At 69.0% G+C, this 14483-nt stretch carries 16 protein-coding genes and 2 pseudogenes; 14 read left to right on the top strand and 4 right to left on the bottom strand.

Annotation, left to right across the window (positions count from 1 at the left end; all coding sequences use genetic code 11):
* Nucleotides 1-50 precede the first annotated feature (50 nt).
* From Phou_RS29965 to Phou_RS29955, 3 genes are read left to right on the top strand one after another with little or no spacing between them, the layout of a single operon-like run.
* Nucleotides 51-563 (top strand): NUDIX hydrolase, encoded by a 513-nt coding sequence (locus tag Phou_RS29965; protein ID WP_173061994.1) that lies wholly within the window; start codon nt 51-53, stop codon nt 561-563.
* A gap of 1 nt (nt 564) precedes the next feature.
* Nucleotides 565-1320: a phosphotransferase gene (locus Phou_RS29960; RefSeq protein WP_173061991.1), complete on the top strand. Its 756-nt coding sequence runs from the start codon at nt 565-567 to the stop codon at nt 1318-1320.
* On the top strand, nt 1313-2347 hold the full coding sequence (locus Phou_RS29955; protein WP_173061988.1) for a phosphotransferase enzyme family protein: 1035 nt from the start codon (nt 1313-1315) through the stop codon (nt 2345-2347). The genes Phou_RS29960 and Phou_RS29955 overlap by 8 nt, the downstream gene beginning before the upstream one ends.
* Here the strand turns inward: Phou_RS29955 and Phou_RS29950 are convergent.
* A complete protein-coding gene (locus Phou_RS29950; RefSeq protein WP_218579267.1) occupies nt 2344-2871 on the bottom strand; it encodes a YkvA family protein in 528 nt (175 codons plus the stop codon). The genes Phou_RS29955 and Phou_RS29950 overlap by 4 nt on opposite strands.
* Between Phou_RS29950 and Phou_RS29945 the strand changes: the two genes are divergently transcribed.
* Entirely contained in the window at nt 2861-3232 is a 372-nt protein-coding gene (locus Phou_RS29945; RefSeq protein ID WP_173061982.1) for an STAS domain-containing protein, read from the top strand. The genes Phou_RS29950 and Phou_RS29945 overlap by 11 nt on opposite strands.
* A gap of 255 nt (nt 3233-3487) precedes the next feature.
* Here Phou_RS29945 and Phou_RS29940 read toward each other — a convergent pair whose 3' ends face one another.
* Nucleotides 3488-3910 carry a hypothetical protein gene (locus Phou_RS29940; RefSeq protein WP_173061979.1) on the bottom strand — a complete coding sequence of 141 codons (423 nt, stop codon included), beginning with the start codon at nt 3908-3910 and terminating at the stop codon, nt 3488-3490.
* 270 nt (nt 3911-4180) lie between these two features.
* Here Phou_RS29940 and Phou_RS29935 point away from each other — a divergent pair, with 270 nt between their 5' ends.
* The 10 genes and pseudogenes from Phou_RS29935 (at nt 4181) to Phou_RS29890 (ending at nt 12676) form a co-directional block, all read left to right on the top strand.
* Nucleotides 4181-6691, top strand: coding sequence for an Hsp70 family protein (locus Phou_RS29935; RefSeq protein ID WP_173061976.1), 2511 nt, complete (start codon nt 4181-4183; stop codon nt 6689-6691).
* A gap of 52 nt (nt 6692-6743) precedes the next feature.
* Entirely contained in the window at nt 6744-6989 is a 246-nt protein-coding gene (locus Phou_RS29930; RefSeq protein ID WP_218579266.1) for a hypothetical protein, read from the top strand.
* Nucleotides 6950-7117 (top strand): helix-turn-helix domain-containing protein, encoded by a 168-nt coding sequence (locus Phou_RS51385; RefSeq protein WP_218579381.1) that lies wholly within the window; start codon nt 6950-6952, stop codon nt 7115-7117. The genes Phou_RS29930 and Phou_RS51385 overlap by 40 nt, the downstream gene beginning before the upstream one ends.
* A 154-nt stretch (nt 7118-7271) precedes the next feature.
* Nucleotides 7272-7679 carry a helix-turn-helix domain-containing protein gene (locus tag Phou_RS29925; protein ID WP_173061973.1) on the top strand — a complete coding sequence of 136 codons (408 nt, stop codon included), beginning with the start codon at nt 7272-7274 and terminating at the stop codon, nt 7677-7679.
* 26 nt (nt 7680-7705) lie between these two features.
* Nucleotides 7706-8881, top strand: a complete 1176-nt coding sequence (locus Phou_RS29920; RefSeq protein WP_246273950.1) for an ISAs1 family transposase — start codon at nt 7706-7708, stop codon at nt 8879-8881.
* Between the two features lie 27 nt (nt 8882-8908).
* A pseudogene (locus Phou_RS54605) lies at nt 8909-9040 on the top strand (winged helix-turn-helix domain-containing protein); the annotation flags it as partial.
* The gene (locus Phou_RS29910; RefSeq protein ID WP_173061966.1) at nt 9007-9600 is read left to right on the top strand and encodes a transposase; all 594 of its coding nucleotides are present in this window, start codon (nt 9007-9009) and stop codon (nt 9598-9600) included. The pseudogene Phou_RS54605 and the gene Phou_RS29910, both read left to right, overlap by 34 nt.
* A gap of 28 nt (nt 9601-9628) precedes the next feature.
* Nucleotides 9629-10526: pseudogene (locus Phou_RS53185) on the top strand (IS3 family transposase); the annotation flags it as partial.
* Nucleotides 10527-10653: 127 nt separating this feature from the next.
* Nucleotides 10654-11268, top strand: coding sequence for an NsdA family TPR-like regulatory protein (locus Phou_RS29895; protein WP_486357960.1), 615 nt, complete (start codon nt 10654-10656; stop codon nt 11266-11268).
* 304 nt (nt 11269-11572) lie between these two features.
* Nucleotides 11573-12676 (top strand): M20 family metallopeptidase, encoded by a 1104-nt coding sequence (locus tag Phou_RS29890; RefSeq protein WP_173061957.1) that lies wholly within the window; start codon nt 11573-11575, stop codon nt 12674-12676.
* Nucleotides 12677-12726: 50 nt separating this feature from the next.
* Here the strand turns inward: Phou_RS29890 and Phou_RS29885 are convergent, their stop codons facing one another.
* Together Phou_RS29885 and Phou_RS29880 are read right to left on the bottom strand one after the other, a co-directional pair.
* Entirely contained in the window at nt 12727-13521 is a 795-nt protein-coding gene (locus Phou_RS29885) for a transglutaminase family protein (protein WP_218579265.1), read from the bottom strand.
* 82 nt (nt 13522-13603) lie between these two features.
* Nucleotides 13604-14443: a transglutaminase-like domain-containing protein gene (locus tag Phou_RS29880; RefSeq protein ID WP_246273949.1), complete on the bottom strand. Its 840-nt coding sequence runs from the start codon at nt 14441-14443 to the stop codon at nt 13604-13606.
* Nucleotides 14444-14483 lie beyond the last annotated feature (40 nt).

The following is a 14483-nucleotide window of genomic DNA, read 5'->3' as shown; positions in this document are numbered from 1 at the left end:
CACCCCAACCCCAAAAGGTCTCTAGACCGCGTCGCGGCAGCATTACACCGATGACCGCGATGCTCAAACACGCCACCGCGAGCGTCTTCCTGCTCACCCGACTGCCCAGCGGCTGGCGCATCGGCCTCATCCACCACCCGCGGCTGCACCGCTGGATGCTGCCCGGCGGCCACGTCGAACCCCACGAAAACCCGGCCGAAGCCGCGCTCCGCGAAACCAGCGAAGAAACCGGACTCACCGCCCAACTGATCAGCACCCACACCGGCGAGCTCACCGACGCGGTCCCCGGCGTACCGGTCCCGGTATGGATCTCCGAGCAGCCCGTGCCCGCCGAACCACGCCACCCGCGCCCGCACATCCACGTCGACCACCTCTACCTCGCCCTCACCACGCAGCACGAGCCGGCAACACCCGCCGAGCTACCTTTCGGCTGGTTCGACCCCGACGAACTGAACGGGCTGAACATGTTCGACGACAGCCGTCACGGTGCCCACCTGCTCCTCGACCGCATCGACAAACTCACCCACGCCGTGCAGGCCTTGCCCGCCGACCTCGGAGCATGACGTGACCAACCCCGCACCTCAACCGCCCGACGACGACCTCGACCGCATCCGCGACGCGTTCCAACTAGAGGGCATCCAAACAGTTGCGTACCTTGCGCACGGTCTGATGAACCGCAACTGGCAGATCACCACCACCAACGGCCGGTATGCGCTCAAACAGCTCCTAGACATCCCGGTAGCCACAGCCCGACGAAACCTGCGCGTCCTGACCGCCTTGCACGAAGGCGGCGTACCGGTCTGCCCACCGCTGCTCACCCGCGACGGCGACCCGGTCATCGAAGTCGATACCCGCGCCTACTGCCTACTGCCCTGGCTCGACGGCGAACACCCCAACGGACCCGACCTGACCACCACCCAGGCCCAACAACTCGGCACCACGATCGGAAGACTCCACCAACAGCTCAACCACCTCCACCCGTCAATCGGCTTACCAGCCATCACCGGCACGCCCACCGCCCGCACCGTGCCACCCGAGCAAGCCATCGCCGAAGCCCGCCGGTTCCAAACCGCCGCCCACGCCGCTGGCGGCCCGTTCGACACCACCGTCATCGACCTGCTCGACCAACGCATCGCACTCATCGACAAACACGCCCACGCCCGACCAACCGACAACCTGCCCAAGGGGCCGTACGGGTGGACGCACGGAGACCTGCAACACCTTCATTGGGCAAGCTACTTGTCGGAATTGCCGCTGTCGGTTCAGAGCGTGATGGCCCGGCGGCGTGTCTGCCGGCCGCTTGGAGAGCATCGTGGCTGACGACGGCGCGGTCTCGAAGGCGCTCGCGGACGTGTATGGCCTGGCCGGGGTGGGGCTTCAGCGGGTGTTGAGCGGGGTCGCGACCGTCAACTTTGTCGCCGACGCCGATCATGGTCGGCGGGTCTTCGTGAAGGCGTATCAACCAGGGGCCGATCTGGTGAAGGAGCGGGCCGCGATCGAGTTGTCGGAGTTCGCTGCCGCACGTGGTGTTCCGACTGCCCGAGTGCTGCGATCCGAGCGTGGCGAGGTTCTTCACATGGGAGAACTGGCCGCCATCTCGGTGTGGGAGTTCGTGGCTGGCCAGAGCGGTGAAGACGTTGGGTTGAGCCAGTCGCAGATGATCGCCGTCGGGAGCGTGGTCGGGCATCTGCATCGCATTTTGTCGGTTCATCCCGCGGCGCCGAGGCGGCCGGAGACGGGAACGCTGTGTGATCTCGGTAAGGCGGCGAGGAAGCTAGAGCGGGTGCTTCGCGAGCTGTCCCGTGGCACGGCATTGGACTCCGACTTCCGGGCATGGGCAACGGAGGTGCTGCTGTGGCGCCAAGCCTTGCTGCCGCGGCTGGCGACGATGTTGGAGCACCTCCCGGCTCTGACGAGCCAGGTAGTCCATGGAGATCTCGCGGTGCCCAACGTCCTGTTCCACGATGGCCAGGTCGCGGCCGTGATCGACTTTCGGCCGCCCTTGCCACGTGCAGTTGCGTGGGAGGTCTCGCGACTGGGCTGCGATCCGCGCACGGTGCTTCGTGGTGATGATTGGGTGCGCGGCTTTGCCGGCCTGGCGACGGCCTATCGTGAGGAGAATCCACAGCTACCAGACGGTGACCTTGTTGCCGCTGTGCGGGCGTGGGTCTGCTACTCCGGTGCGTCGATCTATCCGTTCGATGACTTGGTTGATAGGCGGGCGTTGTTGCCCGAGTCGTTGCAGCGGTATGCCATGGACCGCCACCACGCGTTGGTCGCCGTCTTGGAACGCCTTGATGAGGCGGAGGCGGTGTTGCGTGAGTTGGTGGGGTTGACTCGTCGTTAGCTGCCACTCCGCGGCGGCGCCGGGGGGCTGCGGTCGGGCTCGGGAGTCGACAGGGTAAGGCCGGTGAGTCGGTTCAGGGCGGCGAAGCCGTCGTCGCTGCCGGGCCAGTGGGCGCGGACGACGTCGAGTCCTGCCCGACGCACGGTGCTGCGCAGGACGAGGGTGACGATGATGGCGTCGTCGGCGTAGCCCAGGACCGGGATGAAGTCGGGGATGATGTCGATCGGGATGGTCAGGTATGCCATCAGCAGGACGAGCCGGATCCGAACGCCGCGCGGCATGTTGCGGTCAGCAGCCAGGCGGCGAAGTAGCCGCAGCACGTCGGGCAGCAGCCGCATCGCCTCTTTGAGCAGCGACCCCCTCGGTTTGGCGATCAGCAATGCGACCAGTAGCGCGATCCGGGGCCGGGAGTATGCTCTGTGCTGATCGTTGGCCCGGACCCCGCTGTGATCATCAGTGGTGTGCTGGACCGCGCGTAGTGTGTCGCGGTCGCCGATCGATCGGGGGGCAGGTTTGGCCTTCACGGGCATTACGCGCCGTGCCGGTGACGCGGTCATCGGTGTGGATCTGGCCGGTGAGCTGAGCGGGCCCGACGTGGTGACGCTCCAGACCATGATCTTCGAGGCGATCATTGAAGGGTCGCCTGATGAGCTGATTGTTGATCTCGGCGGCGTTGTCTTCCTCGGCGCTGACGGGCATCGGGCGCTGGTGTCGGGCTATGTCGTCGCTGTCGAGTACGGCACTACGTATCGCGTCGTCAGCGCCCGCGATCAGGTTCTCGGCACGTTGCGGGCTAACCAAACCTCGGAGATGCTGGCCGATAGCCGTGACCTCGGTGCGCTCCTGTTAGCCCTGCTCAGCAGACCTGCGGCCGGTCCTGCCTAGGTCGCAGCCGAGTTGGCATCGACGCCGCGCAGCGGCGGCTGCGCGACGCGAAGTCCCGCCCATGGTCCGGACCCCAGTTGTCGAACCTGGAGGACAGGCGGTCGGCCCTAGGGCCGCGGACCCTGCCGCGTCGTGGTGGACCGGCGGGCGGTCGGAAGATGCGTCACCGACGCGTCGCCTGCAGCGTGCTGACGCGCGTGCTCCAGCTCGATCGACGCTTCGGCGAGTACGCGTACTAGCGGCCGGGACGCGGCCTCAGCGGAGCACTGCCAGCGCGACGAGGGAAGCGAGCAGCCCGCCCACCAGTGCCGGGCCGGCGATGGCGCAAACCACGCCGAGCGTGAGCGCGACCGCGGTGCCGGAGCCGTTGCCCGGCGTCCACTTTGTGACGCCGTTGAGGATGCTCAGCGCCGCCACGATGAACGCCACGCTCACCGGCAGACCGAACACCAGGAGGACGGCAGCGGAGCCGACCACCCACCCGGCGATGTCGCCGAAGGTCAGGCAGTCGCCGATCACGACCGATTCGCATGCCGGGTCGCCGCGGCGCCAGGTCGTCGACCAGGCGAGGAAGGCGATGAGCCCGAGAGCGTCGAGGGCCAGCACGGTCGCCAGCGCGCCGCCGCCGACCCACATGAAGCGGGCACGACGGACGCGCCCGAGTTCCCCCGCTCGCACGGCCGGATCGTAGTCCCGCTCGCCGCCGCGAACAACGTGGGCGAGTACAACACGTCAGTTCGCCACCGCCGCCGGCGCCTCGGCCGGTGCACGCCCAAATGAGTAGATAGCCCCTGACACAGGTCAACAATGTTTGACCTTGGCCCGGAGTCGGCGGACGAGGCGCGGTGTGGCGCGGGCGGATACTCTCGCACCCGGCGGGAGGGCGGGGTGTCGATGTCGTTCGATCAGGTGACTCCACCTTGGACACCGGGTCCGTACGGCCCTGCCATGAGTGCCGCCGGTGGCCGGTTGGGCGTGGACTTCGGCACCTCCAACACGGTCGCGGCGCTGCTCGGCCCCGACGGGCGGGTCCGCCCGCTGCTGTTCGACGGGTCGCCGTTGCTGGCCTCGGCGGTGTTCGCCGAGCCCGGCGGCGGGGTGCTGGTGGGCGCGGACGCGCTCCGTGCCGCGTTCGGCCACCCGGCCGGGTTGGAGCCCTACCCGAAACGCCGCATCGATGACGGCACGGTGTGGCTGGGCGAGCGGGAGCTGCCGGTCGTGGACCTGGTGGCGGCGGTGCTGTCGCGGGTGGCAGCCGAGGCGGCGCGGGTGGCCGGCCCGGCCGCGGCGCCCGAGGCGGTGCTGACCCATCCGGCGACGTGGGGATCCACCCGGCGGAGCCTGCTCGCCGATGCCGCGCACCGCGCCGGGTTCGCCCGCGTGCGGCTGGTCGCCGAGCCCGTCGCCGCCGCGGCGTACTTCACCGGCGTGCTCGGCGAGCAGATCCCGCCGGGCCGCTGCGTCGTGGTCTACGACCTGGGCGCGGGTACCTTCGACTGCAGCGTGGTCCGCCCCTATCCTGACCGGTTCGAGGTGGTCGCCACCGGCGGGTTGCCCGATGTGGGCGGGTTGGACCTCGACGCCGAGGTGGTGCGCCACGCCCGCGCCTACACCGCCGGCGCGACCGCGGCCTGGCAGCGGCTGGATTGGCCGCAGACCCGGGCGGACCAGCAGGCCCGCCACACGTTGTGGCAGGCCGCTCGCGCGGTCAAGGAACAGATGTCGCGCCATGCCACCGCGGAGATCTACCTGCCGCTGGTCGACCGCCCGGTGCATCTGACCCGCGAGGAGTTCACCGCGTCCGCCGGTCCGCATCTGCAGCGCACCGCCACGTTTACGCAGCGCCTGCTGGCCGAGGCCGGTGTTCGCCCCGAGCAGGTCGCCGGGGTTTTCCTCGTCGGCGGCTCGTCGCGCATCCCGCTGGCCGCGACGCTGCTGCACCGCACCCTGCGCGTCGCCCCCACCGTGCTGGACCAACCGGAGCTTGTCGTCGCCGAGGGCGCCCTGGACATCCGGCACCTCACCACACCACCGGCCGCGGCGGGCCCGACGCACGCGGCGGCACAAGCGCCCGTCACCACGCGACCGGCCCCGGCCGGCCCGACGCCCGTCAGGGCACAGGCGCCCGCCGCGCCAGCGCCGGCCTCGCGGCCCGCCGTCGGCACCGTCGGAGCAAGCGACGACGGGGTACCGGCTACGCCCGGCCCTGCCGCCGCGCCGGCCCCCGTGGAGGTGCCGGACACGCCAACCAGGTCACGGCCGGCCGTACCCCGTCCGGACTTTGTGGCCGACCAGCCGCCACCTGCCGGGGGCAACGCGCCCGGCAGTGACGCGGCCGGCGCGCCGGCGGTCCGTGCGGCCGCGCCGAGCCGGTTCGCCGCGACGCGCCGCCGGGCCCGCCGGCCGCTGACCACCGTCGTCGCCGCGTGCCTCGTGCTTGCCGCCGCCGCCGTGCCGGCGGTCAGCCCCGGGCGGGGAACGCCCGGGGCCGGACAACCCACCGCGCCCACCGGACAGCCGGCCACGACGCGCGGGCAGCCCACCGCTGCGGTCGTCGTGCGACCCACCCCGACCGGCGAGCCCTTCGCTACCTTCACCGGGCACACCCAGTTCGTCAGTGCGGTGGCGTTCAGCCCGGATGGTGCCACGCTGGCCAGCGCCAGCGCGGACGACACTGTGCGGTTGTGGGACGTGGCCCGGCGCGAGTCCGTGGCCACCTTCCCAGTCGACTGGTACGTCCTGGGGGTGGCATTCAGCGTGGACGGCGCCACGGTGGCTTCGGCGAGCTACGACGGGATAGTGCGGCTGTGGGATGTCGCCGGTCGCCGGCATCGTGGCGCCCTCCGAGGCCACACCAAGCCCGCGAACGCGGTGGCGTTCAGCCCGAACGGCGTCACGCTGGCCAGTGCCAGCGACGACCGGACGGTGCGGTTGTGGGATGTGGCGCGGCGCCGGCACGTGGCTACGCTCACCGGCCACAACTGGTACGTCATCGCGCTGGCGTTCAGCCCGGACGGCAAGCTCCTGGCGACCGCCAGCTCCGACCAGACGGTGCGGCTGTGGGACGTCGCCAGCCGCCGGCACCTCGCCACTTTCGGCGGCCACGTCGATACCGCGCGGGATGTGGCGTTCAGCCCGGATGGCAAGCTCCTGGCCACTGCCAGTGACGACAAGACAGTGCGGTTGTGGGACGTCGGCCGCCGCCGGCATGTCGCCACGCTCAAGGGCCACACCGGCGTCGTGAGCGAGGTCGTGTTCAGCCCGGACGGGCGGACTCTGGCCACCTCCGGCATCGACGGGACGGTGCGGTTGTGGGATGTGGCCCGCCGCCGGCAGGTCGCCGCGCTCAGACACGGGCCGGACGCGGTGTACGGGTTGGCGTTCAGCTCCGACGGCACCACCTTGGCCACCGCCAACGGCGACTCGACGGTACGACTGTGGCACGTGCCTAGCCGGTAGCCTCCTTAAGTTCTGTCGGTCGTTGCGAATGCTTGAGTCGAGGGGTATTCGCATGCCGAAGTACGCGCCCAACAAGATGCCGGCTGCGGTCAAACGCCGCTACTTCGAGTTGCTCCGTCAAGGCGTCCGCGGTGCGGAAGCCGCCCGCCAGGTCGGTGTGTCGCTGAGCCGCGGGTCGGTGTGGTTCCTCGACGCTGGCGGGGTGACCATCAGCGAGGCGCGGCCGATCGCGTCGAGGTTTCTCAGCCAGAATGATCGATCGAGATCGCAGATTGCCTGGCCCGTGGCGAGTCGGTAAAGGCCATCGCGGCGCGGATCGGCAAGAGCTACCAGAGCGTCTACCGGGAGATCTCACGCAATCGCAAGCCTGACGGCCGCTACCAGCCCTGGTTCGCGCACAACCAGGCCCAATGTTTGTCACAATAAGAACCACCTCGGCGGGGAGTGCTGCGGTGGCTGGCAGCGGAGATTGGTTGGGCCGTCGGCATAGAGACCTTTTGGGGTTGGGGTGGTTGGGTGTGTCCACTATGCCGCGTCTGGGGGATCGCTCTGTGTGGGTTTGTCCGCTTGACTTGGGGTTATGAGGTACGGCGACGGTGGCGGGCTCAACCAGGCCGCGCGAGTGCGGCGTGAACAGATCCGCCGGCAGGCGGCGGATCTGTTCGCTGAAGGGATGACGCCGGTCGAGGTGGCCAAACGTTTGGAGGTCTCGCAGAAGTCGGCGTACGTGTGGCGCAAGCTTTGGCGGGCCGGTGGTGCCGACGCGTTGGCGTCCAAGGGCGCGCCTGGCCCGGACCCGAAGCTGTCCGAGGCGCAGTTGGCAAAGCTCAAGGCGCGAGTCGAACTCGGGCCCGCGGCCGCTGGCTACGGCGATGACCAACGGTGGACGTTGGCCAGGATCCGGACGTTGATCGGCTTGATGTTCAAGGTCCGGGTCAGCCTCACCACGACGTCAGGGCTCCGGCAAAGTCGCGACGGTCTGGTTTAGACAGTTGATGTAGACACGCCCTGTTCGTGGATGACAGGGCGGGCATGGCCGTTCAGAAGATCATCGAGGTTCCTACGGCCTCCAGCCGTGGGCAGATGCCGCCGGTAGGCCTGCTGGCGGCGCTGGAGCACGTGCCTGATCCGCGGGCTCGTCGTGGCATCCGGCATCGGCTGGGCACGGTTATCGCCATGGCGGTGTGCGCGGTGATGGCCGGGTACCGTTCGTACACCGCGATCGGTGAGTGGGTCGCGGACCTGCCAGCTGAGTCGGCTGCCCGGTTGGGAATGGATCCGCGACGGCGGCCGTCTGAGGCGATGATCCGCCGACTGTTGCAGGCACTGGACGCGGACCGACTCACCACGGTGATCGCCGGCTGGCTCGTCCAACACCGCCCTCAACCCGCCGCGGGGACGCTGCCGGCGCTCGCGGTGGACGGCAAGACCATCCGTGGCTCCGGCGATGGCGACAACACGGCCAAGCATGTGCTAGCCGCTGCCGATCACACCACCGGCGCGGTACTGGCCAGCACGGACGTCGACGCGTCCACCAACGAGATCACCCGGCTCAGGCCGCTGCTGGACCAAATCCCCGACCTGGCCGGTGTAGTCGTCACCGCGGACGCCTTGCACTGCCAACGCGACCACGTCACCTACCTGACCGGGCGCGGCGCGCACTGGATCCTCACCGTGAAGGGCAACCAGCCGCATCTGCACGCCCAACTGTCGGCCCTACCCTGGCGGGCGGTCCCGGACGCCGACCGAACCGCCGACCGCGGTCACGGCCGCCGCGAGATCCGCACCATCAAAGTGCTCACCCTCGCCAGCGGGATTGACTTCCCGCACGCCGCGCAGGCCCTCCGGATCAGGCGCCGCCGTCACGCCCTGGACCAGCCCAGGCGGTGGACCACAGAGACCATCTACGCCATCACCGACCTACACGTGCACCAGGCCAAGCCCGCCCAACTGGCCGCCACCATCCGCGGCCATTGGTCGATCGAGAACAAAGTCCACTGGGTCCGCGACGTCACCTACGACGAAGACCGATCCCAGATCCGTACCGGCACCGGCCCCCAGGTGATGGCCGTCCTCCGCAACGCCGCTATCAGCATCCTCCGCCAGGCCGGCCTCACCAACATCGCCGCCGCCAACCGACACCACGCCCGCGACAGCCGCCGCCCGCTCGACCTCCTCAGGATCAGCTAACGACTTTGCCGGAGCCCTGCCACGACGTGGATAGCGATGCAACGGATCGGGTTCAGCGCGCAGTTGCCGACGCATCGGGCAATCGAGCGGGACGAGGAAACGATCGCCCATTGGCGTAGGTATCAGTGGCCGGCGGTAAAACAGTCGCGGGCAGGCTGAACGCCTGGATCTGTTTCGCCGACGAAGCCGGCCAAACTCTTCGCCCCGCCAAGGCGACCACCTGGTCGCCCCGCGGCCACACCCCAGTCGTGAAGGTCACCGCCAAAGGCGGTGTCCGGGTCTCGGTGGCCGGGCTGGTCTGCTACCGGCCCGGCCACCGCAGCCGGCTGATCTACCGCACGCTGACCTACCGCGGCCGTAAGGGTGATCCGAAAGGCTTCCGCGAACGGGAGTTGGTGGACCTGCTCGACGCCGCCCACCGGCAACTCGGCGCGCCGATCGTGTTGATCTGGGACCAGCTCCCCGCACACAAATCCGTCCTCATGCGCCAGTTGCTCGCCGCACGTCCATGGCTGCGGGTCTACAAGCTGCCCGGCTACGCACCCGAACTCAACCCGGCCGAGAAAGTCTGGTCGGTAATGAAACACGGACTGGCCAACCTCGCCGCCACCACCGCAACCGCCCTGGCCACCGCAGTGAAAAACCGCCTCAAACGCATGCAATACCGCGACGGCCTCATCGACAGCTACCTCGCCGCCACCGGCCTACGCCCACCCTGACCCCAAAAGGTCTCTAGTTAATTGACGCGTCCTGACCCGCTTCCAGTTCGTCGACGACCACCGGCAGCGCTATGGCGTGAAGCGGTTGTGTCAGGTCCTTCGGATCGCTCGGTCCAGCTTCTATCACTGGAAGGCCACCGCGCCGGCCAGAGCGGCTCGTGCTGCCGCTGACGCGGCTCTGGCGGCCCGGATCCGGGCCGTGCATAACGCGTTCGACGGCACCTACGGCGTCCCGCGGATCACCGCCGAGCTCCGCGACAACGGCGAGCCGGTCAACCACAAGCGGGTGGCCCGGGTAATGCGCGGGATCGGCCTGGCTGGACTGCGGTTACACCGCCGGCGGCGTACCACGATCCCGGACCCGGCCGCGGCGAAGGCACCGGATCTGATCGGTCGGGACTTCACCGCTTCGGCGCCGAACCTGCGCTACGTCGGCGACATCACCTACGTCCCTGTCGGTGACCGCGGATTCCTTTACCTGGCCACCGTCATCGACCTGTACTCCCGACGCCTGGCCGGCTGGGCGATCGCCGACCACATGCGCACCGATCTCGTCCTGGACGCCCTGCACGCGGCACAGCGCACCAGAGGTACTGGACCGGGCGATCCTGCACACCGATCACGGGTCAATACACCTCACGGGCCTTCGCCGCCGCCTGCCATGCGGCGGCGTCCGCCAGTCCATGAGCCCGATCGGCTCCAGCGCCGACAACGCCGCCGCCGAATCGTTCAACGCGACCTTCAAACGCGAGACCCTGCAAGGCCGCCGCGCCTTCACCAACGAACGCGAAGCTCGACTGACCGCCTTCGGCTGGCTGCACCGCTACAACACCATCCGCCGCCACTCACGACTCGGACAACGATCCCCGATCGCCTACGAAAACAGCATCCGGCCAACATCAACTACCCTGGCACCAGCCGCATAACCCGTGTCCAAGATCAGGGGTCAAGCCCCCTACGACGACGGCCAACACGGCTTGGCGCAGCGCTACCTGATCCAGTCTCTCCGGCTGGCCGGCGCCTCCAAGAACAAGATCCTCGGCGCCCACGGTCCTGGCCGGCATGTCCGACCAGGCCAACCTGTTGGGCTACCCCGAGGAAGCCCTCGCCCTCGCCCGCGCCCGCGTCGGCCAGCACGGCATCACCGTCACCGATTCCCCCGCCTGCATGGCCGACCTGCAAATCCTCGAAGCCCGGGCGCTCGCAGCGCTGGCCCGCGACGGTCGTCCCAAGGGATCGGTGACGGAAGCCGTCCACCGCGCCGAGACGGCCTTCCAACACATCCGCCCCGAAGGCGAACCCGAATGGGCGCGCTTCATCGACCCGGCCTACCTGTACGGCGAAGCCGCCCACTGCTTCCGCGACATCGGCGACACCGCCCAAATTGACCGCTTCGCCGGCGCGTCCGCGGCCGAGGCCGCACGCCAACGCCGCGCCCGCCGCGGCGCCCTCAGCCAGGCCGCCCTCGTCACCAGCGACCTGCTACGCAACGAAGTCGAACGAGCAGCGATACGCGGGCAGACCGTGGTGTCTCTTGCTGAAGCAATGGAGTCCAGCCGCTGCGTTGAGACCGTCCGCGATCTGGTCAAGGGGTTCAAGCCGTACGAGCAGGTTCCCGAAGTGCAGGCGTTTCAGCGACGCGCCAGGCAACTGCTCAAGGTCGCGTAACCTTACCCTCCTCGACACCTCTGACCCGCAATGGGCAGCCGCTTGGCTTCGTCGTTGAAGCTCATGCGAAGCACGGCTCCTAACAGCGTCCAGGAATTCCGACAACGTGCCATGGCTGCACGCCTTGGTCCTGCCACTCGCATCGACGGTGAGGCCCTGATCCGCTCGTGGTGGCACCTCGCCTCAGGGGCACCGCCAGAAAGGCCGGCCGAACGGGCTGTCCTCTGCGGCTGAGCCAGCGCACGCGGACCGACGGGCCGGTAGCGATCGCACTCACTCCGGTGATGGGGAGCAGGATGGCGGTGTGGATCTGGATGCCTTCTTGAACGTCGCCGTCGACCTGCTCGCTGTGCCGTCGACCGCAGACCGGCCGGCGCAGCTTTGGCGTGCCGTGGAGTCCGTCGTCGACTTCGTCGGTCCAGGTGTTTGCGTGGAGTGGTTTGAGTCCAACGGCAAGCCGAGCGCTCTTGTCTACGCCGACGCCTATCGCGGCGCGGCGCGTCCAAGGTTCCGTGTCATCCTCAACGGCCATCTGGATGTGGTGCCGGCCGAACCCGGGCAGTTCCGGCCGCGTCGCGAAGGTGATCGGCTCTATGCCCGGGGTGCGCAGGACATGAAGGTGTCCGCGCTGGCGCAGGCCCAGGTTTTCCGCGAGCTGGTTTCGACGCTTTCGTACCCGCTCGCGTTGCAACTCGTCACCGATGAGGAAGTGGGCGGTCGTGACGGCACTCTGCACCAGCTCCGACAAGGGGTGGATGCCACGTTCGTCGTCATCGGCGAGCACAGCCGCCTGAACATCGTGGCCGACTCCAAGGGGTTGCTGCAGGCGAGACTGCAGGCCAGCGGCCGGAGCGGTCACGGCGCCTACCCGTGGCTCGGCGACAACGCCCTGCTGAAGGTGGTCGACACCGTGAAACGTCTGATGGACCGATATCCGGTGGCCACGGAGGAAGTTTGGCGAACGACGGTCAATCTGGCCAAGGTGGACAGTCCCAACCATGCGTTCAACCAGATTCCGGCCCAAGCCGAGGCGTGGCTCGACATCCGCTTTCCGGCCGATGACACCGACCTCAACGGCAGGACGCATCCGGAGATCATCGAGTACCTGCGAAGCTTCTGTGAGCCCGGCGTCGCGGTTTCCATCGACCACCTCGACCCACCCCACCACGCCGACCATGACCGCCCGGAGATTCAGCAGCTGCGCCGGGCCGCACAGGGCCAGGGCTATCCGGCCGACTTCCTGTACAAGCACGGCACCGGCGACGGCGGGTTCTACTCCGAACGCGGCATTGCTGCCGTCGCGTTCGGTGTAGGGGGCGACGGACAGCACGGCCCGGAGGAGTACGTCGAGATCTCGACGATCATGCCCTACTACCGGGCGTTGAAGGAGTTTCTCGAACGCCTGTGACCGGTGAAGTGCGGCCGGGCGCCCGCTGGCGCTCGGCGGGTCGGGGCCCGTCAGGCCAGTGCGACGTCAACCCGTTTGGTCGCTGTCAGCGTGCCGTGCGCCGCACCGCGATACGTGCCGGAGGTCGGGGCGACATCGGTGTAGTCGCGTCCGGTGGCGACGGTCAGGTAAGCGCGTCCGGCGCGGCGACCGTTGCACGGGTCGAAGGCCACCGCACGGGCGCCCTCCGGATCGGCGACAACGACCTCGACCCAGGCGTGCGTGCCGCCCTCACCGAGAAGGTGTCCGGAGACATAGCGGGCTGGCAGAGCGGCGGCGCGGCAAAGCGCGATCATCACATGGGCGCTGTCCTGACACACGCCACGCCCGAGGGCGAGCGCCTGGGCGGCGGTGGTGTCGACGGTGGTCACCCCGTACTCGTAGGTGATCGCGTCGTGCACGTACGCGCAGAACCGCTCGGCGGTGGCCAGCGGATCGTTGCCGGCCAGAGCCGCCGCGAGCCGGTCGATCTCGGGGTCGGCGGCGGTCAGCCGGGTCGGCCGGAGCAGGCGCGGGTCGTGCAGCACCGCGGCCGGCAGACCGATGTCGGTGCCCGGCCCGACCCGCTCGACGACCGCCTCGATCACGAACTCGATCCCGTCCGGCACCAGCGGCACGCGCGACCGGGTGACGATGTTTCCGGCGGTGTCACGGCGATGGGTGGTGTTGGCGCCGGCGGCGGAGACGGTTATCGAATGCCGCCGCCGGCGCTGATCGCCATGTTGGCGGGGAGGGACCACCACCAGCCGGTGGTCGAGGTCTCGCACCGGGCCGTCGTAGGCGTAGTGGAAGCGCTGGTGCAGCACATATGTGAGCCGGCTGGCTTCCTCCAGCTCCCCGGGGAGGGCAGCTGCTGTGTTGTGCCGGGCGGTGCCCCGTCGTCCGATCTCATGCCGGCTCCTCTGCCCAGACCTGCATGCTCTGCAGCACCGGTCCGCCGTAGGTGGTGACCATTGCGACGTCGACGGCGTCACGGCCACGGCCGATCAGCACGCGACCCTTGCGGGCCGCGTTGTTGCGGGGGTCGAAGGTCCACCACTGGTGGTCGAGGTAGACCTCCATCCAGGCGGCGAAGTCCATCGGTGCCGGGTCCGGGGTCACGTCCATGTCGGGCAGGTAGCCGAAGACGTAGCGGGCCGGGATGGACAGTGCCCGGCAGAAGGAGATGGCGACGTGGGCGAAGTCGCGGCACACGCCGCTGCCGGCCGCATACGCCTCGGCCGCGGTGGTGGTGGGGCTGCTGCTGCCGTAGGCGAAGCGTAGGTGGCTGTTGACGTGGTCGACGATCGCCTGGACCCGCCGGTATCCGGGCTTGTGGCCGCCGAACAGGCGCCATGCCTCGTCGCCGAGGACGTCGGGCAGGCAGTACCGGCTGGGCATGGTGTAAATCAGCACATTGTCGGGCAGTTGCGGGACGGGTAGCTCGGCCGCGTCGAGGTCCACCTCCTCGGTCGCGTCCGGGACGGCGACGAGGGCGTCGAAGCGCAGTGTGGAGTCGCCCGCGGGCAGGGCGAGTCGCTGGCAGTCGTTGCCGTAAAGGTCGGTGTACCCGTGTCGGGTGGTCGCGGGCTGGATGTCCCAGGCCTGCTGGAGCACCGCCGCGGGACCTGTCCCGGACGGCTCGACCTGGAAGATCGCGGGCGTCTCGACCTCTGCGGTGTACCGGAACTCACACCCGACCCGGACCTGCCGCGAGACGGCTGCCATGTCCTCAGTCTGGTCCGTCATTGTTTCCTCACCGTAACTGCTGGTCGCGGCAACGAATCGG

The organism is Phytohabitans houttuyneae (assembly GCF_011764425.1).
GTDB lineage: Bacteria > Actinomycetota > Actinomycetes > Mycobacteriales > Micromonosporaceae > Phytohabitans > Phytohabitans houttuyneae.
Note: the sequence above shows the minus strand (reverse complement) of the source record. Positions and strands in the feature narration are given on the sequence as shown.